General features: G+C 42.5%; 17 protein-coding genes and 1 pseudogene. 9 read left to right on the forward strand and 9 right to left on the reverse strand.

Annotated features, from left to right (window positions below; all coding sequences use genetic code 11):
• Positions 1–85 precede the first annotated feature (85 nt).
• Positions 86–169, reverse strand: a pseudogene (locus tag V7K21_RS22400) (Uma2 family endonuclease); the annotation flags it as partial.
• A 682-nt stretch (positions 170–851) separates the two neighbouring features.
• On the opposite strand from V7K21_RS22400, the gene V7K21_RS22405 reads away from it, so the two are divergent.
• The 5 genes from V7K21_RS22405 to V7K21_RS22425 all read left to right on the forward strand — a co-directional run bounded on the left by V7K21_RS22405 (position 852) and on the right by V7K21_RS22425 (position 5,244).
• The gene (locus tag V7K21_RS22405; protein ID WP_335177407.1) at positions 852–1,178 is read left to right on the forward strand and encodes a DUF6825 family protein; all 327 of its coding nucleotides are present in this window, start codon (positions 852–854) and stop codon (positions 1,176–1,178) included.
• 158 nt (positions 1,179–1,336) lie between these two features.
• Positions 1,337–3,022: an ABC1 kinase family protein gene (locus V7K21_RS22410; protein ID WP_335177456.1), complete on the forward strand. Its 1,686-nt coding sequence runs from the start codon at positions 1,337–1,339 to the stop codon at positions 3,020–3,022.
• Between the two features lie 16 nt (positions 3,023–3,038).
• Positions 3,039–3,764 carry a PP2C family protein-serine/threonine phosphatase gene (locus tag V7K21_RS22415; protein WP_335177408.1) on the forward strand — a complete coding sequence of 242 codons (726 nt, stop codon included), beginning with the start codon at positions 3,039–3,041 and terminating at the stop codon, positions 3,762–3,764.
• A gap of 190 nt (positions 3,765–3,954) precedes the next feature.
• The gene (locus tag V7K21_RS22420) at positions 3,955–4,200 is read left to right on the forward strand and encodes a hypothetical protein (protein WP_335177409.1); all 246 of its coding nucleotides are present in this window, start codon (positions 3,955–3,957) and stop codon (positions 4,198–4,200) included.
• A gap of 846 nt (positions 4,201–5,046) precedes the next feature.
• Entirely contained in the window at positions 5,047–5,244 is a 198-nt protein-coding gene (locus V7K21_RS22425) for an NblA/ycf18 family protein (RefSeq protein WP_335177410.1), read from the forward strand.
• Positions 5,245–5,717: 473 nt separating this feature from the next.
• On the opposite strand, the gene V7K21_RS22430 is transcribed toward V7K21_RS22425, so the two are convergent.
• The 4 genes from V7K21_RS22430 to V7K21_RS22445 form a co-directional block, all read right to left on the reverse strand.
• Positions 5,718–7,268: a serine/threonine-protein kinase gene (locus tag V7K21_RS22430; protein ID WP_335177411.1), complete on the reverse strand. Its 1,551-nt coding sequence runs from the start codon at positions 7,266–7,268 to the stop codon at positions 5,718–5,720.
• 1,100 nt (positions 7,269–8,368) lie between these two features.
• The gene (locus tag V7K21_RS22435; RefSeq protein ID WP_335177412.1) at positions 8,369–9,382 is read right to left on the reverse strand and encodes a glycosyltransferase family 2 protein; all 1,014 of its coding nucleotides are present in this window, start codon (positions 9,380–9,382) and stop codon (positions 8,369–8,371) included.
• Positions 9,383–9,572: 190 nt separating this feature from the next.
• On the reverse strand, positions 9,573–10,019 hold the full coding sequence (locus V7K21_RS22440) for a hypothetical protein (protein ID WP_273762642.1): 447 nt from the start codon (positions 10,017–10,019) through the stop codon (positions 9,573–9,575).
• A gap of 116 nt (positions 10,020–10,135) precedes the next feature.
• The gene (locus V7K21_RS22445) at positions 10,136–11,380 is read right to left on the reverse strand and encodes an anhydro-N-acetylmuramic acid kinase (protein WP_335177413.1); all 1,245 of its coding nucleotides are present in this window, start codon (positions 11,378–11,380) and stop codon (positions 10,136–10,138) included.
• 718 nt (positions 11,381–12,098) lie between these two features.
• On the opposite strand from V7K21_RS22445, the gene V7K21_RS22450 reads away from it, so the two are divergent.
• The 3 genes from V7K21_RS22450 to V7K21_RS22460 all read left to right on the forward strand — a co-directional run bounded on the left by V7K21_RS22450 (position 12,099) and on the right by V7K21_RS22460 (position 16,573).
• On the forward strand, positions 12,099–12,902 hold the full coding sequence (locus tag V7K21_RS22450; RefSeq protein ID WP_334792778.1) for an Npun_F0296 family exosortase-dependent surface protein: 804 nt from the start codon (positions 12,099–12,101) through the stop codon (positions 12,900–12,902).
• A gap of 658 nt (positions 12,903–13,560) precedes the next feature.
• Complete coding sequence (locus tag V7K21_RS22455; protein WP_335177414.1) at positions 13,561–14,976, forward strand: folate/biopterin family MFS transporter; 1,416 nt, start codon at positions 13,561–13,563, stop codon at positions 14,974–14,976.
• Between the two features lie 97 nt (positions 14,977–15,073).
• A complete protein-coding gene (locus V7K21_RS22460) occupies positions 15,074–16,573 on the forward strand; it encodes a carotenoid oxygenase family protein (RefSeq protein WP_335177415.1) in 1,500 nt (499 codons plus the stop codon).
• 4 nt (positions 16,574–16,577) lie between these two features.
• Here the strand turns inward: V7K21_RS22460 and V7K21_RS22465 are convergent, their stop codons facing one another.
• The 3 genes from V7K21_RS22465 to kdpB form a co-directional block, all read right to left on the reverse strand.
• On the reverse strand, positions 16,578–17,735 hold the full coding sequence (locus V7K21_RS22465; RefSeq protein ID WP_335177416.1) for a universal stress protein: 1,158 nt from the start codon (positions 17,733–17,735) through the stop codon (positions 16,578–16,580).
• A gap of 71 nt (positions 17,736–17,806) precedes the next feature.
• Entirely contained in the window at positions 17,807–18,409 is a 603-nt protein-coding gene (kdpC, locus tag V7K21_RS22470) for a K(+)-transporting ATPase subunit C (protein ID WP_335177457.1), read from the reverse strand.
• Between the two features lie 437 nt (positions 18,410–18,846).
• Positions 18,847–20,952 (reverse strand): potassium-transporting ATPase subunit KdpB, encoded by a 2,106-nt coding sequence (kdpB, locus tag V7K21_RS22475; protein WP_335177458.1) that lies wholly within the window; start codon positions 20,950–20,952, stop codon positions 18,847–18,849.
• 99 nt (positions 20,953–21,051) lie between these two features.
• Here kdpB and V7K21_RS22480 point away from each other — a divergent pair, with 99 nt between their 5' ends.
• The gene (locus V7K21_RS22480) at positions 21,052–21,279 is read left to right on the forward strand and encodes a hypothetical protein (protein WP_335177417.1); all 228 of its coding nucleotides are present in this window, start codon (positions 21,052–21,054) and stop codon (positions 21,277–21,279) included.
• A 12-nt stretch (positions 21,280–21,291) separates the two neighbouring features.
• Here the strand turns inward: V7K21_RS22480 and kdpA are convergent, their stop codons facing one another.
• Positions 21,292–22,977, reverse strand: a complete 1,686-nt coding sequence (kdpA, locus tag V7K21_RS22485; protein ID WP_335177418.1) for a potassium-transporting ATPase subunit KdpA — start codon at positions 22,975–22,977, stop codon at positions 21,292–21,294.
• Positions 22,978–23,047 lie beyond the last annotated feature (70 nt).

Here is a 23,047-nt window from a genome sequence, read left to right on the forward strand (position 1 = left end):
TCAGCCTTTAGTGACAGTAATCTGCTGTCAGGCTGGATTAGTTATTTACGGACTAATTACCGTGATTTTACTAATCAGCGAATCGCACTACATTTGGATATTTACCATATTCTTCCCAAACCACCCCACTTTTACAGGTTTTACGTTCAGTTACTAGCACTACAAAAAATCGATATTGAAACTGTCGAACAAATAATAGTAGGTATCAATGATTATCAAGTAGCACTTTGGGTAATTTCTCATGATCTAAACCGAATTAATATTACTTAAAGTTTCAAGTTGAGAGAGCAAGCCTTATAAGATGTTTGGAAAGTCTAATTTATTATTTGCCTTGGCGACTGGAAATCTCGGCTACACGAGACTTTACCCACGTACCCTGCAAGTTCGCCAACGGGGTACGTGGGTTAAAAACCCTTGATTTTTCATCCTTTCCACGGAGGTGGACTTCTCTGCGAGACGCTACGCGTAGCTTGCTTCTCCAAAGGAGTACGTTTGTGTAGTAGCGAATTATATTCGCCTAATACTTTTCAAACATCGTCTTACAAATGACAAGCTATTCACCCAGTACACCAAAGTAATATTATCGAGAGTTACTGGAATGTCACGATTTACAAATGACAACCTATTCACCTAGTACAGCAAAGTAATATTATTGAGAGTTACTGGAATGTCACGATATATATGATCCCAGGTCGGTGTAGCTCTCGTTTGTGTGCCCGTAAACTTGGTGAATTCTATTCGCCAAGGATGAAGTCGCATATCGCCTCACGTAAATCTCTAACTCCCCAGCAGAAGCCGTAAAGCATACAGGCAAGTTATAATTCTCTTGCGGATCAACGTAACAAAAATTTATGAGTAACCCCCTTGTACAAGCCTTTTTCGTAGGCAGAGCGGTAGCTGAAGTAGTTAATGAGCGTTTAGAGGTCGCCTTGACGGATGCTTTGAGTGAGCTGGGTAAATTTGATGCGGAAGCTAGAGAGCAGTTGCGCCAGTTTACAGAAGAAGTCCTAGAACGGGCAAATCGGTCAGCAGAAGTTGCTAATGCTGGTCAACCTACCACAGGTAGTGGGCAAGCTAATTCTGATTCAGGTGACTTGCAAGCAGATATTGATGAATTACGAGCAGAAATTGCCCTGTTACGAACAGAATTGCAACATTATCGCCGAACTTCTGCATAAATTTAGTCGTTGGTCATTGGTAATTAGTCATTAGGCCAAAAATTATCCACAAATGACAAAAGACAAAACACAAATGGCACTTGATCAAAAACAGTTTAGGAATCAGAGTGTCTTTTCTTCTAAGTGATTCGGTTGCAAACCAACGGTACACACAGCATATGGAACAAGGTTATTCAGATAAGGCATACCGTTGGAATCGGGAAAAATACTCTAGCAGACGGCGTTTTGTGGACATTTGGTCTTTTGTCTTGACCTTATTGTTTAAACTTTGGCTATACAACAAATCTTGGAGTTATCCAGGTGGTGTGACTGAGGCAAAGCAAGCTGCAAGACGCAAAACCCAAGCAGTCTGGATTCGCAATACCCTGCTGGATTTAGGGCCAACCTTTATCAAAGTTGGGCAACTGTTTTCTACCCGTGCTGATATATTCCCTGGTGAATATGTAGAAGAACTAGCCAAGTTACAAGACAAAGTACCGGCATTTAGCTATGAACAAGTAGAAGCGACGATTGAGAAAGAACTAGGCAAGAAAATTCCTGAACTATTCCATAATTTTGAACCTATTCCCTTAGCTGCTGCTAGCTTGGGGCAAGTACACAAAGCTGTGCTGCATACTGGGGAATCGGTTGTTGTCAAGGTGCAACGTCCTGGACTAAAGAAGTTATTTGAAATAGATTTACAAATTCTCAAGGGAATTACCCGCTACTTTCAAAACCATCCCGAATGGGGACGGGGGCGAGATTGGTTGGGTATTTATGAAGAGTGTTGCCGCATTCTTTGGGAAGAAATTGATTATCTTAACGAAGGTCGTAACGCCGATACTTTTCGCCGGAACTTTCGCGGCTACGATTGGGTGAATGTCCCAAGAGTTTACTGGCGTTATGCCACTTCCAGAGTGTTGACCTTGGAATATCTCCCTGGAATTAAAATTAGCCAATACGAAGCTTTAGAAGCAGCGGGTTTGGATCGAAAGGTGATCGCTCGTCAAGGCGCTCAAGCCTACTTACTACAGTTACTCAATAGTGGCTTTTTCCACGCTGACCCCCACCCAGGCAATATTGCTATTAGTGCAAGTGGTGCTTTGATATTCTACGATTTTGGCATGATGGGGCGGATTAAGTCCAACGTCCGTGAAGGATTAATGCAAACACTGTTTGGCATTGCCCAAAAAGATGGGGATCGCGTTGTTCAGTCTCTGATCGATTTAGGCGCGATCGCCCCAACCGATGACATGGGCCCAGTGCGGCGTTCCGTCCAGTACATGCTGGATCATTTCATGGATAAGCCTTTTGAAAATCAATCGGTCGCAGCAATTAGTGACGACCTTTACGAAATAGCTTATAATCAGCCATTTAGATTTCCAGCAACCTTCACTTTTGTGATGCGAGCCTTTTCTACCTTAGAAGGGGTAGGCAAAGGTTTAGATCCAGAGTTTAACTTTATGGAAGTTGCCCAACCATATGCAATGCAGCTTATAACCGATATGAATGGTTCTGAGGGGAATAGCTTTCTTAACGAATTAAGTCGCCAAGCAGCTCAGGTAAGTAGTACTGCGTTGGGTTTACCACGTAGGTTAGAGGATACGCTAGAAAAGCTAGAACGGGGAGACATGCGCTTGCGCGTTCGGTCTATAGAAACTGAACGGCTGTTGCGGCGGCAGAGCAGTATTCAGCTCTCAATAAGCTATGCTCTGTTAATCAGTGGTTTCACACTTTCAGCTACGATCTTAGTGGTTAACAATTATCTATGGTGGGCACTAGTGCCTGGTTTAATTGCAGCAGGGCTTTCAGTGATCCTGATCCGACTACTTTTACGCCTAGACCGTTACGATCGGATGTATTAATTGTTGCAAAAAATTTATGAAACTTAATTTCACGGGTTTTACCGATCCGGGACTTATTCGTTCTAATAATCAGGATAATTACCATATCGACCCAGAGGGACGGTTTTTCGTTGTTGCCGATGGTATGGGTGGTCATGCCGGAGGTGAGGAAGCAAGTCGGATTGCCACTGGAGAAATTCAGGCGTATTTGCTGGCAAATTGGCAATCTTCTAAATCTTCTCAAGAATTGCTAGAGCAAGCGTTGTGGGGTGCCAATGAAGCGATTTTGCAGGATCAGCAAAATCATCCTGAACGCGGCGACATGGGTACAACGGTTGTAGCGGTAATTTTTCGCTCCCCAGAGTCGCCTTGGTGCGCTCATGTTGGCGATTCGCGGCTGTATCGCTTCCGAGAGTCGCAATTAGAACAGATAACAGAAGACCACACTTGGGTAGCACGGGCAATCCAAATAGGTGACATCACCTTAGATGAAGCACGATTACATCCTTTTCGTCATGTATTATCTCGCTGTTTGGGGCGTGAAGACTTGCATCAGATTGATGTGCAACCACTGGATGTAAAAGTTGGCGATCGCTTGCTGTTATGTAGTGATGGTCTCACCGAAGAACTTGTCGAACAGAAGATTGCTAGCTGCCTCCAAGACAGTCCTTGGCTTGATAAGGTCGCCATTTCTCTAGTTGAGGCTGCTAAGGAGCATGGAGGGCACGATAACATCACAGTTGTCATCGTCTCACTTGACTAAAAAGTTATGAGTTATTCAATGTTAGATTTTGAATTTTGGTGAAGCAGGGCGGTGAGTCAGGTGCTAACAGCGGGTTTCCCGACTTGTTCGCGCAGCGTCTCCCCTTCTCACGAATGGGAGAACTACGGTGTACACACATCTCTACATAGAATGCAAAACATCGTCTGATCCTCCTAAATCCCCCAATAAATTGGCGGACTTTGAAATTTTTGACCCCCAATTTATCGGCAGGTTGGGGGGATCAAAAGCCTCTGGGGCAACTCTAAAAGATGGTGTTGCTAAATCATGGGATGATTTCGCCCAATTTGCAAGGAATTTTCAATGGTTTCAACTGCAAATTCATCCCACATTTATGCAACGCCTAAAAAACTTGTGTGTACACCGTAGCTTTGGTATCCGCGGAGTCACTGCGCCTTGGTGGTTCCAAGAGTTGTAGCAAGTGGTATGAGACGATGCCGCGCATAGCGCAGCGTAAAGCCTTCTCTACGAGAGGCTGCGCCATACAGCATGGCAACTCTTAAAGACGCTACGCGAACGCTCGTTAGCGAGTCAGATGCTCGCGGACTCGCTAACGAGCGAAGCCATGCCGCAGGCTTTACGCTGCGCTATCCTTGCGTCAGGGATTGAAGGAAAAATCTAAAATCCCGAATTAGCAAAGTTATGAGTTTTTACTCCTGACTCCTATTTAGTAGATATACTCAGCAATTTGTTCAGCGTGAGCATTTTTCCTTTTTACAATTTGATACAAATATTTTTAGCCTCCAAAGTGATTTAAGGAGGCTGAATTTGCACAAATTGGGAAATTGACATTTTGCACGTAATAAGGTAGAGCGACTATAATTCACGCTTATTACTATTCATTCCCCAACCTCCTTAAAATCCCTACCCTCCAAAGCTTCCTCTATACTGGTGGAGACAGCATCTTAGTTTTTGCTGTTTAAGAAAAACTATCGAGGGTTAAGGATAACATCTGAGCTTCTTTACAAACGAGAGTTATGCAAAGCAGTCAGGAGTCAGGGAGGTAGTTATACTTGTCTGAGTTCAAACGCAGCCTATTTTCCGGAATATGGCTCGGCTGACTTAAGTGGTATATCAGTAGGATTAGGTGCAAGATATCAGACCAGAAAAAGTCCACATTTAGGATGTGGGCAATGTGTCAAACAATTGTTATCTTCCTTAATACGGAGGAACAAATGTTGGACAGTTATAAGTCCAAATATTATCCAATTTGGACTTCTGTGAGCGATATCATTTTTACGCGTTGTTTTTTCGGAGTTAACTTATGAGTCAACCAATGAAACTATCCTTAGAACAGCAATTCAGCATCTGCTCATTTTCTACTCAGGTGCAAAATATGAGCCATGAGCAAGCCAAAGACTTTTTAGTAAAGCTTTATGAGCAAATGGTAGTGCGCGAGGCAACTTATCAAGAACTTCTTAAGCACCAGTGGGGCTTAGATTCCGGTTCCACTATGGCATAGAGTCGTTCTACTGTCGCAGTGGGCGACCTCCTTCTCTTGCTTGTTTCCAAGGAGGAAAAGAGCTGGGGATGTCGGGGCGTCAACTTCGATAACTAATTTCTGCAAAGGTTGGACAAAAATCCAATTCAAAAAACTAACAATGAGTAAACTTTTTGAGGACACATCTGTTAGAGTCTAGACTTACTTTTATCTTGTAGGACAAATCTACTGTTTGCTTGAGATAGACTTGCTTTTGTTTCGTCAGTTAGTGTGCTGATTGACCTACGTAAATTTACAACCCCCCGGAATAATGTATACAGCAAAGAAGATTGACAGAGAATTTAGATAGCCGTGATTTGGCAGCTAGTGTTTTCACTCTTTATACATATAACTAGAACTTACATCTTTATATATATTTTGTTTATAAAAGTTTACATTATCTGAGTGAGTACTCCTTATTTCCATCTAAAATATGTAACATTAAGAAATTATTCCTAGCTAGAAAAGTCGTATGCAGAATCTGTATCAATACTTTCCAGTTTTGCCAGAATTTGAGGCTTAATCTTTTCGTACTCGCTTTTGAGTAAGCTTTTACTAATTTGCGGCTCAGCAGAGGACATCATTGTATTGCTCATTGCGACCCACTCTTGCAGTCGTTGGCGCTGGGCAGAAGCGATACTAGAAAGTAAGATATGGGTACAGCTATTTGGTGTTTCTCGTGCAAAGAACAACAGGCGGTAATAACCTGTGTGCTGTAGTAATCGAGCAATTTCTTGACCAAGGCTGGTTTTGAGATCAAGGTAATAAGGGAACCATTTAGCACTATGTTTGTGATTGTAGATGACAGTAATCCATAGCAGCATCGGATGGGGAATAGAGATGAACAGAAATTGGTTATAGCGGGTACACACTAAGCGCTTTTGAATTTCTTCTTGCGGTAGCATCACCCACAGGGCGGGTAAAATCTCTCCATTGGTATGAATAGGCTGGGGAAAGACAATATCGGCAATTGGTTTATTTTGAGGCCAGGAAATGGCACGAGCGATTTCATCGTTTGACCAGGATACCTGCAAATCGGCTTTTGTCTTTTGTTCAAGCTCAGTGCTGACTGTAGTAACAGGAACTAGCGGATGATCTTGCTTAATTTCGCGTGTATGCTCAGGCTTTTCTAGAGACGCTAAAACTTTTAGGATTTCAGTGATACTTTGGGGGCGATCGCGTGCTACTTTAGCTAGACAGCTGATCACCAAATTTTCAATTTCTTTTGGTAGTTCTAATCCAGGCGCAACCTCAGCAAAAGAACGTGGTTTTTGATAGTGATGTGTTTTATACCATGCTCCAAAAGAATGAGATGGAACCACCAGTGGCATTTTGCCTGTGAGCATCTCAAACATCATAATTCCCAAACTATAAATATCAGCACGATTGTCTAATTCTTTACCCTCCATTTGTTCGGGAGAAGAATAAGCCAATGTCCCCAAATAGAATTTTGTATGGTCGCCATCTGACTGTAATAACTTTGCAATCCCAAAATCTAGAACTTTGACCAATTCTCCGAAACTGGCATCTTGAATCACCAGTATATTGCTTGGCTTAACATCCCGATGGATAATTGGGCAAATAGCACCCTCAACTGGGATGCCATCATGAGCGCACTGCAACCCTAGGCTGAGTTGACGCGCCATACTCAGGAATCTTGGTAAAGGCAGTCGTTGCTTGCGAATAATATTGTTCAGGCTTTGTCCTTGTAGGTATTCCATGACGTAGAACGGGGTATTATTGTCGTCTACGCCATAGTCCATAACTCGGACAATGTGGATGCTTTTTTGCCCTAGTAAAGCACAGGTTTTTGCTTCTCGCTCAAAGCGGTCTTGCAATCGCATCTTTTCATTTTGGATTGATAGCGCCAGAAACTTAACTGCAACAGGTACACCTCCCAACAAAGTATCTTTAGCACGATAAACTCGACCCATTGCTCCAGTACCGATTAACTCCTGGAGTTGGTAGCGTTTGCTGAGTAAGCGACCAATGTTGGGGTCTGACATAGAGAATTTGAATCCAAAAGCGGGTTGTAAGTGTTTGGGAGGAAAAGTGCATTCAAACTGAGATTTGAATTATTGCGCCCAGAAATGACTTTCTAGGCTCGTACCACAAAGCAGAAATGGAAGTCAAAAGTCAAAAAGCTTATAGGCTAGACTTTTGGGCTATTTCCAATCGTTGGTCTATTTACGCGGTGCTGTACTAGCTTTTTTCAGTCCTTTTTTAAAACATTGAAACCATGAACTGGCAGTTTGCAATCGAGACGGTTATTACAACTAGTGCAACATGCCAGATCAAACAAGCAGAAAGGGTAGATTTAAGTAGGTGGGGGGAAAATTTATAAGTATGTCATTGCTACTGAAACGGACTGCAACGTACTCCTACGGAGAAGCAAGCTACGCGTAGCATCTCCAAGAGTTGCAATCACAAGGACTTTGACGGTTTTACATTTTGTTACATAGTTAGGTTGATTCGTGCTGACCTACTTATAATGACGCTTTGTAGCATTTTGCATTTTCATTGTGGTGTAATTTTAGTTTGCCCAATTTTGACTCAATAGATAACTATAGTAGCTGCCAAAAAGCTTAATTAGGTAGCACCACATTCACCACAGAGTTCTGATAACTGAGTAATGAGTGCGGAGTTTTGAATATAAATAAAGCCTGAGGGGATGACATGAAGCCCTGCTGGGCAGATTTTATCAGATCCAAGCTCCGCCAGGTCTTGTAAACAATGCTTTAGTCTATTAGGATTTATAACTGTTATTTTAGTGAGCCATGATCCACAACTAAAGTTTTGCTTGATTAGTACTTTCCTCCTACCTTCAGTAAGACTGTCATCTGCCTTTGTTTTGTAAGTAGGGATAATCACAAATACTTATTGCCTGACCAGGTTTTTAATCTTAAAGCTGATTCTGACTATGTAAGAGAATGTTTTAAAAGTCCCAATAGGTATAATTTTGCTATTTTCACTTGGGTTAACTTCGACGATAAATCAAAGTTTTAGCCATATATTGAGATACTTTGCTATCCTAGTTAGGATAGCAAAAGACCCTTTTAAACCATCCTCTAAAGATGTATTATTTATTGATAAAACTGTAATAATACTAATTGGTAGCTTTTCGTTTTTTATTTACGTTATAAGACATGTCATAAACTGATTTATTACCCTTCACATAGTATTGAATTCGACGTTCAATAATAGTGTTAAATCGGGAAATAAAATCAGGAAAAAAGTAGGGGTTTTCTCCCATTTTTCTTAATGCTGTTAACCATTTTCCTTGCTTTATAGGCACTACAACTTGAAAGTAAGCTAGATTTTTCTGATAAACTGCAAGATTATAAGACAGAGCACGCATTAAAGCTGGATTTTTTTTCACAACTTCTTGTTGCATGAAAGAATTAGTAGCACTTAAGTATTGATTTAGACGTAACAATATGCTTTGACGTACAAGAGAAATAGGGCGTGAGCGGTAGAAATAATAGGGTTCTGGCACAATAAAAAAGCGAGCACCATTGATTAAGCATTTCAGATCAAGCCAAAAGTCCTCAGCTATGCTGAGGGTTTCATCGTACTCAATGCCGTGCTTAACCAGAAATTCTCGTTTGAATATAGGCTTGCTTAAACCAAGACGCAATCCTGCTTTTCCATAGATATCAGTTTCCACAAAATAAATGAGATCAATTTGGAGAATTTTATCTATATGTTCTCCACTTTCTTGAATCAATGTACTCCAAGGAGATGTAGCACCATCTTTGATTAAATAAGGATCGTCAGCAATCATGTCTGCATTTGTTTCCTCTGCCAGCAACACAAGCTTTTCTAATCTTTCGGGAGCATACCAGTCATCTGAATCAAGAACAGCAATCCATTCTCCTTGGGCTGCTCTGAGGGCACGATTACGCGCAGCAGAAACCCCAAGGTTTTGTTGATTAACTATTACTTTGAGACGTTGGTCAGTAAAACTTTTAAGGACTTCTACAGTTTTATCACTTGAACCATCATCGACCACGATAACTTCAATATCAGTGAGCGTTTGCTCTAAGGCTGACTCTATTGCCTTGGCAATATAAGCTTCAGTATTATAAGCAGGGATAATGACAGATACTTTAGGATTCACGAAACTCAACTCCAGACTACACGGTTCGGTAAAAATGCTAAAATCCTGACAATAATTTGGTAACTACTTTTTTAGTATACAACTCAGTAGGTTGGTGAAAATAAACGATCACTCCTTAAGGTCAGATATGAGACATTGAACGTTGCCAGAGTTGTTTAAGCAGTGGGCTTCCAGCCTAAACATACAGCGTTTAAGTTGACTGGCGCTCTAGGCTAGCTTCCATTGTGTTAGTCAAAAAATGACCAGCCAAGATGCCACTACTGAGGTAATATGTATCTTCCGAAATCCGGTGGAGGGTTTCAAAACCACTACGACGCTGACGATCGCCTAGTACCCAGTAACGCTGCACAATAGTATCTAGACCAATCCAGCCTTCACCTTCAACCTGCCCTAAAATATTATGTTGTAGTAAAAAAGTATACTGACGCTCTCCATCATGCAGCCGCCCCTTGTATTGCAGAGAGATTTCGGAGCGATCGCTACCTGGGAATATCAGCTTTGTAGCCATAGTGAACCAGTTATCTCGATTCCAAGCTACCAAGGTCATACCCTTGACGCTGATTGGCATACCATTACGTTCCAGCCAATTTCCTTGCATTGCCCAGCGTCCTGGTTCCAATAAAAAAGTATGAGCCACATTCTATATTCCCTGCCTTGATCGAGTGCCGCCAAGACTACAGTTATAGCAGTGTTGAGTTGCGAGTGCTGAATAAAGAAATTTTTTTATCTTATTTATTGTTCCTGTCTCACGACTCAGGACTGACCTCTGTGAATTTCTCCCAAAAGCACTTCTTGAGGTGCCCCAGTGGCAGTAGGTAGGTTGCCAGGAATACCCAAATTTCGCCAGTAGGCTAAAACCGCAAAGGCAATCGCTTCTTTAAAATCTGCACTCAAACCGACTTCATCTGTAGTCCAGACTGGTATTGATGTCAACAATAACTGTAATCTTTGTTTCAAATAGAGGTTGCGACTACCACCGCCACATAATAGTACCCGTTGTGGCATTTCCGGTAAAAAAGTGCGATAACTCTGAACAATTGAAGCAGCTGTAAGTTCGGTGAGAGTTGCCAGTACGTCGGCAGCATTGAGTTGGTATGCTTGGGCATCTTTTAAACACTGATGTAGGTAAGTCACACCAAATAACTCTCGACCAGTAGATTTGGGTGGCGGCAGATGAAAATAGTCTTGGTTGAGCCATTGTTCTACCAACGGATGACAAGGAGTACCACTCGCTGCCCAATTCCCATCTTCATCGTAAGTTTTAGCACCAGCGCTTAAATGCTCCACCCCCAAATCCAACAGACTATTTCCTGGACCAGTATCCCAAGCGCGAATTTTTGAGAGCCAGTCGCCATACTGAGGCGGAATATAAGCAACATTACCAATACCACCAATGTTTTGAATACAACGCCCTTCTTCAGGATGACTGAGCAAATAGGCATCTACTCTGGGCACGAGAGGCGCACCATGACCACCAGTAGCGATATCAGCAACGCGGAAGTTGCTCACAGTTGTAATGCCTGTAAGATTAGCAATTAATGCACCGCGCCCTAGTTGCAGGCTGTAACCCAAGGGAGTGCTGTTAACGGTAGCAGGGCGTTTAGCCCCTGCTAAGTCAGAAATCAAGATTTCTCTCCTCCCCTGCTCCCCTACTACCCCAGGTGGTCGATGAAAAACCGTCTGACCGTGGGAGCCAATGAGAGTGGCTGGCTGATGACCAATTTGAATATTTTGGGCGGCTTGGGCAAAGACTTGAGCGATCGCATCATCTATTTCTGCAAATTCTGCCATTGAGATGGCAACGCCTGCACCAACTGCCAATATTCTTTCTCTGAGTTCGGCTGGATAAGGATATGTTGCCCCAGCTAGCAACTCAATTCTGATATCTAATTCTGTACCGGAAATCTCTACCAACGCAGTGTCTATGCCATCTACGGATGTGCCACTAATTAAACCTATAACGCGAGTAGGGACAGCAGCTTCTTCAATCGGATGCATTGATAAAGATTCTTTTGTTAATTGCAAGAGGTAGTTTAATTCATGTTACTACCCATGTCAAAAAAAAACTAAGGTGGCATAGTTGACGGAGAAAGACTAATTGTGAGAGAAGGAGTTAGAGGCAGCCGACGGCTACCTGTCAAAGAACGTGGGATTTCCTTGAAGCAGAAAAAACAATTACGTTTCCGATTACAACAATTCCAGAGTTATCAAAGATATTAGAACTTTCTAGATATATTGTGAAAATTGATGCAATCAGTTGTCAGAAATAGATTGGTAAGTTAATCACTCTAGCATTATGCATATTATGTAATTACCTTAAAGAATAACCAAGGTAATCTTGAGCATGAAATTGAAAAACTATTCAGTTAAGGGATAAACACAGGTTTTCAAAGGATTGGTATAGTCCAATGCCTCATACCTTCTTGATATAGAACCAGAAAAATATAAACTGTCTACAAATCACAAAATAGTACGTCTTTTAAATAAAGCTTCTTTACAATTTTGCACTGATAACTTCACGCTTTTTACATAAGTGATAGACATCATAGAACATAATGTCAGTGATTTCCCTGAAAATAAAGTCCAACAACTTACATTTTTATCTAAGTATAATCAAATCGAAAAAGTAGTAATCCTTCTGATGTTGGAATTTTGAGGCACATCGCACAATGAGGCAATGAACACGAAAGATTAAAAAAACGAAAAGGATTGTCCAATGAAAAGTCTTTTAATTAAGTCCGCGATCGCTTCTGGTGTTGTTTTGTCCTTGGCTACTGTTACCCGTCCTGTAATGGCTGCGTCTTTTGCGGTATCAATAGAAAACCCAGGCGTGCAAAATGCACAATTATCAAATCTTGTTAATGCTCATATACAAAATTTTGATGCACAAACACAAGGTTACAGTGCAACAGGCTTTCAATGGAATGATGGAACAACAAATATTGGTAGCTATCAGAAGACTTTGATCGTGAATGCAGATCAATATGGTGGTGCTGGTGGAACAGGCAAATATTTTGATGTAGATACCAGTAGATCAGGTAATGGTCAAACGGTTTCTACCCTAAATTTGACAACCGCACAAAGTTACTTTGGACTTTGGTGGTCTGCGGGAGATAGTAACAACGTAATTACATTTCTTTCACAAGGTCAGGTTGTACAAAGTATGACTACCGCTGATGTGGTTAGTTATATCGGAAAGCTACCAAATAAAGCCAGCTACTACGGTAATCCTAATTCGACATTCCAAAATCAGGATTCTGGAGAACCTTTTGCGTTTATCAACTTCTACGATGTTGGCGGAACTTTTGATCAGGTTCAATTCACCAATGTTGGCGGAACTGGTTTTGAATCAGATAATCACACAGTCGCCACTAGCTACAAGAGTATCACCGGTAATGTCGTTACAGCAGCAGTTCCTGAGTCTTCTTCTGTATTAGGAGTTCTTGTAATTGGTTTGGTGGGTGCTACTTCAGTTCTGACTCGTCGAGTCAATAAAAAGTCAATTTTGCAATTGTCATAACTGTTGCAATTTGCAAACAAGACGATTTCTGGCTCACATTAAGGATCTTCTGCACTTTTAATGATAATTAAGGGAATGTCACTTGCAACGTTAATAGCACCGTTTTTTTTGTTCCAGTCTTTATGCCGTTGGTCTTTGCAATTAATGTACTAACCGCAGTCGTTTATGGGAAAAGTGTTACAGAGATGCTGGACTTATGCGGTGCTGGTTTAAGTCTTGGGCATTCTGGCGTTGGATCATCAAGTTTCTCTGCAAGCGCAATAACGAGAAGTTGCAAAGTGGAAAGCAATTTCTTAAAAAGTACTAATTATAGCTCAGTAAGATTTGCCTGATTTTCTCTATACTCTACTTCTAGACTCCATGTTGGCGTAGTGTGCCATAGGCAGGATTTCAAAAGTTCCAGTGAGAATTCAACATTAAATACAAGTTAGGGCGAGTTTACTTAGGTATGTTCGCCCTAATTCTTTTGTCATTTATTTTATCATCAGCTGCTCTACAACACTTCCAGAAAGTTAGACAATACCTGGATTAGTTCCTGCTTTAGCTTGGAGATGTCGGCATTGCCCAGTCCAGAGGCTTAAGAACTAGATCCTGAAGCCCAGGTCTTAAGATATCGATATGATAGAAAAGTAGATAAAATTTAAAAAATATTTATCGAATGGTGCTTCAATCATCTGGCTTGTCCAAAGTCAAAGACTCGTTAACACAAAAAATCTTCTTGGGTAATGAACCCAATGCTGAGTTAATTGCAATTCTCACCGTTTACTTTGTCCAAGGAATTTTAGGGCTATCGCGTCTAGCCGTTAGCTTTTTCCTCAAAGATGAACTGCTGCTGAGTCCAGTCCAGGTTTCGGCGCTATTCGGAATTGTCTTGCTACCTTGGATGATCAAGCCAGTGTTTGGTTTTATCTCTGATGGCTTGCCTATATTTGGCTATCGTAGGCGTCCTTACTTGATTTTATCTGGGATACTGGGAACTGCTTCCTGGGTAAGTCTGGCCACAATAGTTCATACTACCTGGGCAGCTACGTTAGCGATCACTCTTAGTTCTCTCTCTGTCGCCATGAGTGATGTCATAGTTGACTCACTGGTTGTTGAACGAGCCAGAGGCGAATCGCAAGCGAAAGCCGGTTCGCTACAATCTGTGTGCTGGGGTGCTTCTGCGATCGGAGGTTTGATAACAGCATACTTTAGCGGTCTGCTGCTCCAATACTTTACTACCCGTACTGTCTTTGCAATTACCGCCTTGTTTCCTCTCATCGTTTCAGGGGTAGCTTGGTTAATTGCTGAGTCCCCCGTTAGCAAAGATTCTCAAGGTAATGATTACACCAACTCTTTACCAATCAAACATCAACTGAAGCAGCTACGCCAAGCCATTACCCAAAAAACAATTTGGCTACCAACGGCGTTTATCTTCGTCTGGCAAGCTACGCCAAGTGCTGACTCAGCCTTTTTCTACTTCTCTACCAACGAATTACACTTTGAACCAGAATTTTTGGGGCGGGTACACTTAGTAACAAGTTTCGCTTCTCTAGCAGGTGTTTGGATTTTTCAACGTTTCCTCAAAAGCATCCCTTTTCGCGTGATTTTTGCTTGGAGTACCGTCCTTTCGTCAATTTTAGGGATGACGATGCTGTTGTTAGTGACTCACACAAACAGGCGGTTAGGTATAGATGACCACTGGTTTAGTTTGGGTGATAGTGTTGTTCTTTCTGTGATGGGTCAAATTGCCTTTATGCAAGTGATGGTTCTAGCAGCAAGGCTTTGTCCCTCTGGTGTGGAAGCGACATTATTTGCCTTATTAATGTCGGTATTTAATTCTGCTGGAACGGTTTCTCGGGCATTTGGGGCATTAATCACGTATTGGCTGGGGATTACCGCAACGAACTTTGAGTCACTTTGGCTGTTGGTGTTAATTACTAACCTCAGTACGCTATTGCCCCTACCATTTATCAACTGGCTACCTGCTGCTGAAGATCAAACTGAGACACCCAAAGATGGGGAAAAACCGTTTTTGCCTGATTTGATGTCTGAGTTGGTACTGAGAGAACCAGAGTCGGAAATAGTGGAATAGTGTAATAAATCTCACGCACTGGCGTAGCAAAGTCGCAAATAAATTATTTTTAGCGGCTACATATTTTCGTACAAAGTAACAATAAAAATTAAAGTACATGCAAAGTTTTAAAAGTCAAAAAAGCCCAGTTACAGAAAAATCCTATACTCGTGCAGACTGGCAAGGAGGATATCAATCTCTGACCCAAGAGTTTGATTATTGGATTGATGATATAGAAGGACAAATTCCCAGACAATTACAAGGGACGCTGTTTAGAAATGGCCCTGGTTTGCTGGATGTGAATGGGCAACCTCTTCATCACCCATTTGATGGGGATGGGATGATTAGCAAAATTACCTTTACCAACGGTCGCGCTCATTTTCGTAACCGCTTTGTCCACACAACTGGCTATTTGGCAGAGCAAAAGGCGGGAAAAATTCTCTATCGGGGTACTTTTGGTACTCAAAAACCCGGCGGTTGGCTAGCTAATATCTTTGACTTCAAACTCAAAAATATCGCTAATACAAATGTTATTTATTGGGGTGATAAACTACTAGCGCTGTGGGAAGGGGGTGAAGCATATCGCCTCGATCCTTATACTCTTGAAACCTTGGGCAATGAATATTTTAATGGTGTTTTGTCAGCAGGTGAAGCTTTCGCTGCACATCCCCGCTTGGAAAATAATTGTGACCAAGATGGGGGTGCGCCTTGCCTGGTAAATTTCTCGATTAAGCCGGGATTATCTACCACAATTACTATTTTCGAGCTAAACTCAGCAGGTAAAATTGTCAGATATCACGCTCATAGTGTTCCAGGTTTTTGTTTCATCCACGATTTTGTCATTACTCCTAATTACTGCATCTTCTTTCAAAATCCTGTCACCTTCAATCCCATACCTTTCGCCTTGGGAATACGTGCGGCGGGAGAATGTATCAAATTCCAGCCAAATCAGCCAACTCAAATTCTAATTATTCCCCGCTTCCCCAAAGAAGGGCAAGAGAAAATAAAAATTATAGAAACTCAATCGGGTTTCGTCTTCCACCACATTAATGCTTTTGAGGTAGGAGACGAAGTTTTGATTGACTCCATTTGCTACCAATCTTTCCCAGAAGTAGAACCCGAAAGCGATTTTCGACAAGTTGATTTTGAGGCACTTTCACCTGGGCAACTCTGGCGATTTTATCTGAATCTAAAGAATGGGACAGTTTGGCGGGAATTGATTGATGACCGTTGTTGTGAATTTGCCAACATACATCCAGCGAATGTAGGACGTTCTTATCGATATCTATATATAGGTGCGGCTCATGCAGAGACTGGTAATGCTCCCTTACAAGCATTGCTGAAAATTGATTTAGAGTCTGGAGAAAGACAATTTTGGAGTGCTGCACCCCGTGGTTTTGTAGGTGAACCGATTTTTGTCCCACGCCCAGATTCTGAAAAGGAAGATGATGGTTGGATATTAGCTTTAGTTTATGATGCTACTCATCACCGTTCAGATGTAGTGATTTTAGATGCCAGTGATTTCCATAAAGGAGTAATTGCTCGGCTACATCTCAAGCATCATATCCCCTATGGTTTGCATGGAAGCTTTACTTCTAAGGTTTTTGTAAAAATTTGATCCCCTATTTGGGTGAAACCATTTTTTCGCTGGCAATGATATGCAAATCTATATTTTTGAGCAAGCGCACCAATTTTTGCGTCAAAGATCCTTTGAGGAGCATTTGCCAGCGCGATCGCTGACTCTCTCCAATTACAATTTGGGTGATCCGATATTTCTCGGCGATTTGGGCGATCGCATTAGCTACATTACTGTTGGTAACACGAAGAAAAGTACCTTCAAATTCTTTACAAAGTTTCTCACAAGTGTGGATGTGTAAGCTTTCCTCTTTAGTAAGGAAGCGCTCAGAATCAGCCACAAACAAGGTATAAAGCGGCGCGTTCATATAGTTAGCTAGCCTCGCACCCCGGCGTAACAGTTGTACTGAGTTGGGATACGTGGATACACATACCAAAACCCGCTCGTGAATATTACAAAATTGCCCGTTGGGGGTAGAGGCGATCGCATTTTCTTCCACGTTGTCTGCTACTTCCCGCAAAGCCAACTCCCGCAAAGCAATCAGGTTACGACGTTGGAAAAAGTTATCGAGGGATTGTTGGATTTTTTGGGGTGCGTAAATCTTCCCTTCTAATAACCGTTCTTGCAGAGTTTCCGGTGTAACATCTACCAACACAACTTCATCTGCTTCATCCAGAATTCTATCAGGAACCCGCTCACGGACTACCACCCCAGTAATTCGGGCTACTAAGTCATTGAGACTTTCTAAATGTTGCACATTCATTGTGGAGTAGACATCAATACCTGCTGCCAAAACTACTTCTACATCTTCGTAGCGTTTTTCGCGTGGAGAATCAGGGACATTGGTATGGGCAAGTTCATCGATTAAGACTAATTGGGGCGATCGCTTTAAAATAGCATCGGTATCCATGTCCGTTAGTGTCAACTCACCCCGAGGATATTGCTTGCGGGCTATAATTTCCAGCCCCTCTGCCTTCTCAGCTGTCTCCTTGCGTCCGTGGGTTTCCAAAAGCCCAACGACGACATCAATTCCTTCCTGTTTGAATGCGTGTCCCTCTTCCAACATCCGGTAGGTTTTGCCTACCCCAGGAGCCATGCCAATAAAAATTTTATGCTTACCCCGCCGTCGTGCCGGATAAAGAGAGTAACTTGCAGTATTTAAAGGTACAGTGCCAGCCGAAGTAGTATTACTATTATCTGACATTTCATTCTTGGTATCTGTATGGCAATCCTATTTCATCAGAAAACGGCGCTTTACCCATGCTCAATGCCCGTTTATTGATTTTGCTGACGATTAATGTCTTGCAAGTCAAGAGCATAATTTAATCGCAGAACATTGACTCCCGGTTCCCCAAAAATCCATAAAAATCTGCCATCACTATACTTATTAATTAAACGGAGGATCTCATCTTCTTTTACTCCCCGCGCACCAGCAACCCGCGTCAATTGCTGCCGGGCTGCTTTTAATGAAATATGCGGGTCTAAGCCAGAAGCAGACGTATAAATTATATCAGCGATCGGTTGAAGATTTTCGTCTCGCAATTGATTTGCCTGTTCTAGAATTCGGTTGAGTAGCTCTGGATTGCTTGCAGCGAGATTGCTAGCTCCAGATATGCCAGTTGGCCTGGCTTTTTTGCCTTGGCTATATCTAACAGTACTGGGACGAGAATGGAAATATCGCTCAGATGTGAAGACTTGACCAATCAAAGCTGAACCGATTGGTTGATTATTTAGATTCCGCATGATGCTGCCATTGGCTTGATATGGTAAAAAAACTTGACCCACTACAAGGATTACCAAAGGATAGATGATTGCAGTCAACAACCAAAGCATTAAAGTGATGAAAATTGCTCTGATAGTTTCTCGAATAATAGCCATAAAAAGTTTTCCAATTGCTGCTAATATTTCATTTTTAATTTTTAATTCTTTTACCCAAGTACAAGGACGTTCCAAGGTGCTGTCAGCAACAGCGTAAACAACTGGGGCAATTACCACATTCAAGCACAGCAGGATAAAAATAGCGAGTGTTAAGAAGACACACAGACATGGTGAACCAGCCTATAGCGCCGTATCAGTGCGTCCCCCACTCTTTGCGTCTTCTTTAGTAGGTGCTGTTTATACCATTGCAACCAAACAAAGGACATCGCCTGTATCAGATTCATTGGCAGAAACTTCTCCCAAACATTGACCTGTTTATTCATATTCTTTTTGTTCCCCTTCTCAATAGGTAAAAGTAAAAATAAAAAAGGTCAAATGTTTATTATCTTACCTTAGTAAGATGCGCTTGTTTGGCAGCATCTCTACTTTTGTTGTCCTTAAGCCAAGCCCACAATTGTAATCAGTATATCTATCAACTTAATGCCGATAAACGGTGCAATCACCCCACCTAAGCCATAAATTAAGATATTACGTTGCACTAGCTGATTAGCTGTTAGAGGTCTAAACCGCACACCGTGCAATGCCAAGGGAATCAAAGCTGGAATAATCAAAGCGTTGTAAATCAGCGCTGATAGTACAGCAGACTTAGGGCTAGTCAAATTCATAATATTCAGGCTTTGCAGGTTAGCAGCGACAAATATCATTGGGATAATCGCAAAGTATTTAGCAATGTCATTAGCGATAGAAAATGTAGTCAATGCCCCACGAGTAATCAGCAATTGTTTACCAATGCTAATGATATCGAGCAGCTTTGTGGGATCGGAATCCAAATCGACCATGTTGGCGGCTTCTTTTGCAGCTTGTGTTCCTGTATTCATCGCAACGCCAACGTTAGCTTGGGCTAATGCTGGAGCATCGTTGGTTCCATCTCCCGTCATGGCAACCAGTTTACGTGCTGCTTGTTCCTTTTTAATGACGCTGATTTTGTCTTCTGGTGTGGCTTCGGCGATGAAGTCATCTACTCCAGCTTCTTTGGCAATCACAGAAGCTGTAATTCGGTTGTCTCCAGTTAGCATGATGGTACGCACTCCCATCCGTCGCAGTTGCTCAAAGCGATCGCGGATACCAGGTTTAACTATATCTTTGAGATAAATAACCCCATAGATTTCGTTATCTAGGCTGACTGCTAGGGGTGTACCTCCCAGTCGAGAAACTCGTTCGTAGGTAGCATCCAGTTCTGCGCTATCGCGTTCGTTGTGGAAACGGACAAATCCTTTAATGGCTTCTACTGCTCCCTTCCTGGCCTCATGCCCTCCAGGCAAGTTGGTGCCACTCATGCGGGTTTCGGTAGAAAAATCAACTCCTTCTGCTTGACTGGAGTCAAAATCAAACCATGCCCCTAGCTTTTCTGCCAATCGAACAATCGATTTTCCTTCTGGTGTATTGTCAAAGACACTAGCCGCCCACGCAACATTAGCAATTTCCGACATTGAATGACCGTTAATTGGGATAAAATCTTCCGCCAAACGGTTGCCGAGGGTAATTGTACCTGTTTTATCCAGCACTAAAGTGGTGACATCTCCACAGGCTTCAACTGCTCGTCCAGAAGTGGCAATGACGTTAAATTGGGCAACTCGATCCATACCAGCAATGCCGATGGTACTTAGTAAGCCGCCAATCGTTGTCGGAATTAATGCTACTAACAAAGCAATCAAAATTGGCACGCTGACTGGACTGTTGACATAGTAAGCAAGTGCGGGCAAGGTTACCACGACTAACAAAAATACTAAGCTCAGAACTGCCAGCAATACTGTCAAGGCAATTTCATTGGGTGTTTTGCTGCGTTCTGCCCCTTCTACCAAGGCAATCATCCGGTCAATAAAGCCTTTGCCTGGGTCAGATGTGATGCGGATAATTAGTTCATCTGAGATAATCCGCGTCCCACCAGTAACGGAACTAGTAACGTCGGAGCCTGATTCTTTCAATACTGGTGCCGATTCCCCAGTAATTGCCGATTCGTCCACAGAGGCGACACCCATAATTACTTCGCCATCGGCGGGAATGATATCGCCAGCAATGACGTAGATGGTATCGCCCTGTTTCAGGGTGGTGGATGGAACTTCACTAAGTGTGCCATCGGGAGCAAGTTTTTTAGCGCTCGTCTCTGATTTCGTTGATCGCAAAGCATCGGCTTGGGCTTTACCCCGTCCTTGGGCCACGGCTTCGGCAAAATTGGCAAACCAAACTGTAAAGAATAAAATCCCCGACAACAAGCCGTTGAAAAGTTGCGGGTTCTTTTGGAGGGCTGGGCCAAATAGGTTGGGATCAATTGTTAGCAATAGGGTGATGATTGTCCCCACCCAAACCACAAACATCACTGGGTTTTTGATTGCATACTTAGGGTTGAGCTTGACAAAAGCATCTTTAATTGCCCTTAAGTACAGCCACTTAGTACTTGTCTTCGCCTTTTTACGTGCTTGGCGGCGATCGCCAGCACGGGAATTTGGGCGTCTAGCTTTGAAGTTAGTTGCCACTTGATTTATAAATAAAGTTAAGAGTTAGGAGAGACGCGATTAATCGCGTCTGTACAGGAGTTAGCAGTTACTAGGAATTTTCAATAAAAAACAGATCCAACCTGTGAGGTGCGTTACGCGATCGCTAACACAATACCAGTTGCTACAAGAGATAGCGCAGTGTTGGCGAGTCAGACGCTATGCACAGTCGCTAACGCTGTGCTACCCTTGCGTCGGGAACCTCCCAACGGGAAAGCCAGTCGCCTACAGCGCTGGACTCACCGCAACGCACTGGCTCCCCTACGAAATCGGATAATTTATTTATTTTTTGGTATTCTCTTAATTTCAAACTTATAACTCATAAATTTTCTAACTGCCAGATGCTAGTTTCAAACCCTCAGCTATGGGGCCTAAAGCCAGAACGGGAAAGAAAGTCAACACTCCCAAAACCAATGTCACTCCAGCAGTGATACCAGTAAATACCAGAGAATCAGTTCTCAGGGTAGCAGGGGTTTCTTGTACTTGTTGTTTGCGAGACATCCCGTCAGCTAACAGCAAGATGGCAATCATCGGAATATAGCGTCCTCCTATTAAGCTAACTAAAGTACTCAAATTCCACCACAGGGTATTATCCCTCAACCCCTCTAAGCCAGAGCCATTATTTGCTGCTGCTGAGGCGTATTCATAAACTACTTGAGAAATACCGTGATACCCAGTATTGCTAATTCCAGACAGGGAGATGGGATAAGCCAATGCGATCGCACTGGGAATCAAAACTACAATTGGGTGAATCAACAGCACCACGCTAACGAGGACGATTTCTGGCTTTTCAATTTTGCGTCCTAAAAACTCTGGGGTGCGTCCTGCCATTAGTCCAGTTAGGAACACTGTGAGAATTAAGTAAATGAATAGGTAAGCCGTTCCAGTTCCCTGACCACCCCAGATAACCTGAATAAACAAGTTGAAGAGAATCGAAAATATTCCTTGCGGCATTAAAGAATCGTGCATCCCGTTCACAGCACCAGACATAGTAGCTGTAGTCATAACTGCCCAGAATGCCGTTTGTGCCCAGCCAAACCGAACTTCTTTCCCCTCTAAATTGGGCTGTTCTAGTCCAAAGGCATTATTAACAAGGGGATTACCTTGTAGTTCTCCGACGGCTGTCACTCCCACCAGAACTACAAAAATCACAAACACCATCCAAAAAAGTAGCCAAGCTTGTTTGATGTTGTTGGCAAATATACCGTAAGTATAAATCAAGGCTGCTGGTACAGAAATCATGGCGAGCATTTCTATTAAGTTAGAAGCGCCATTGGGATTTTCAAAGGGATGGGCTGAGTTGACGCCAAAAAAGCCACCGCCGTTTTCGCCCAAAAGTTTGATCATTTCAAAGGATGCCACTGGGCCTCTGGCAAGATATTGCGTCCCGCCTTCTAAGGTTCTCACATCCAGAGTCTTAGCTAATGTTTGTGGTACACCTGCTACAAGCAAGGCGATCGCTCCAATAATCGAAATCGGCAGCAATATTCGCGTAATTCCACGGACGAGATCGACGTAAAAGTTCCCCAGTCTTCTACCCGTCAACCCGCGAATAAAGGCAATTCCCACAGATAAACCGGTGGCTGCGGAGGTGAACATCAAAAAGCCTAAAGCCGCTACCTGGCTAAAATAACTTAAGGTTGTCTCTCCAGCATAGTGTTGCTGGTCGGTATTCGTCACAAAGGAAATGGTTGTGTGCAATAATATATCCCAGTTGGGCGCACCGAAGCCGTTAGGATTCCAGGGCAAGAGTCTCTGAAAATATATCAGTAAATACACTGAAATACCCATAATCAGGTTGCTGCACAGTACAGCCTGGATATACTGCCAACCCGTCATGTCATCTTTCCTGTGGACACCCGCTAGTACGAACATACTTCGCTCTATCGGGTTCATTAAGAAATCAAGCAGTGTTCTTTCTCCCAAAAAGACACGCGCTATGTATCTACCGAATAGCGGAGTGATTGCGATGACGATACACAGCGTTAAGCCAATTTGCAAAAAACCTTGTCCCATATATTTTGCGCTAAATTAAATTTAAGTGCTAGTAAGCCAATTCTTAGAAATAAAAGATTAACTGTTGGGG

Source organism: Nostoc sp., assembly GCF_036919595.1.
Lineage (GTDB): Bacteria > Cyanobacteriota > Cyanobacteriia > Cyanobacteriales > Nostocaceae > Nostoc.

Excerpts from the sequence above, each read along its gene's own strand:
- V7K21_RS22405 (WP_335177407.1), top strand. The coding sequence starts at position 852 with ATGAGTAACCCCCTTGTACAAGCCTTTTTCGTAGGCAGAGCGGTAGCT.
- V7K21_RS22410 (WP_335177456.1), top strand. The coding sequence starts at position 1,337 with ATGGAACAAGGTTATTCAGATAAGGCATACCGTTGGAATCGGGAAAAA.
- V7K21_RS22415 (WP_335177408.1), top strand. The coding sequence starts at position 3,039 with ATGAAACTTAATTTCACGGGTTTTACCGATCCGGGACTTATTCGTTCT.
- V7K21_RS22425 (WP_335177410.1), top strand. The coding sequence starts at position 5,047 with ATGAGTCAACCAATGAAACTATCCTTAGAACAGCAATTCAGCATCTGC.
- V7K21_RS22430 (WP_335177411.1), bottom strand. The coding sequence starts at position 7,268 with ATGTCAGACCCCAACATTGGTCGCTTACTCAGCAAACGCTACCAACTC.
- V7K21_RS22445 (WP_335177413.1), bottom strand. The coding sequence starts at position 11,380 with ATGCATCCGATTGAAGAAGCTGCTGTCCCTACTCGCGTTATAGGTTTA.
- V7K21_RS22450 (WP_334792778.1), top strand. The coding sequence starts at position 12,099 with ATGAAAAGTCTTTTAATTAAGTCCGCGATCGCTTCTGGTGTTGTTTTG.
- V7K21_RS22455 (WP_335177414.1), top strand. The coding sequence starts at position 13,561 with ATGGTGCTTCAATCATCTGGCTTGTCCAAAGTCAAAGACTCGTTAACA.
- V7K21_RS22460 (WP_335177415.1), top strand. The coding sequence starts at position 15,074 with ATGCAAAGTTTTAAAAGTCAAAAAAGCCCAGTTACAGAAAAATCCTAT.
- V7K21_RS22465 (WP_335177416.1), bottom strand. The coding sequence starts at position 17,735 with ATGTCAGATAATAGTAATACTACTTCGGCTGGCACTGTACCTTTAAAT.
- kdpC (WP_335177457.1), bottom strand. The coding sequence starts at position 18,409 with ATGGCTATTATTCGAGAAACTATCAGAGCAATTTTCATCACTTTAATG.
- kdpA (WP_335177418.1), bottom strand. The coding sequence starts at position 22,977 with ATGGGACAAGGTTTTTTGCAAATTGGCTTAACGCTGTGTATCGTCATC.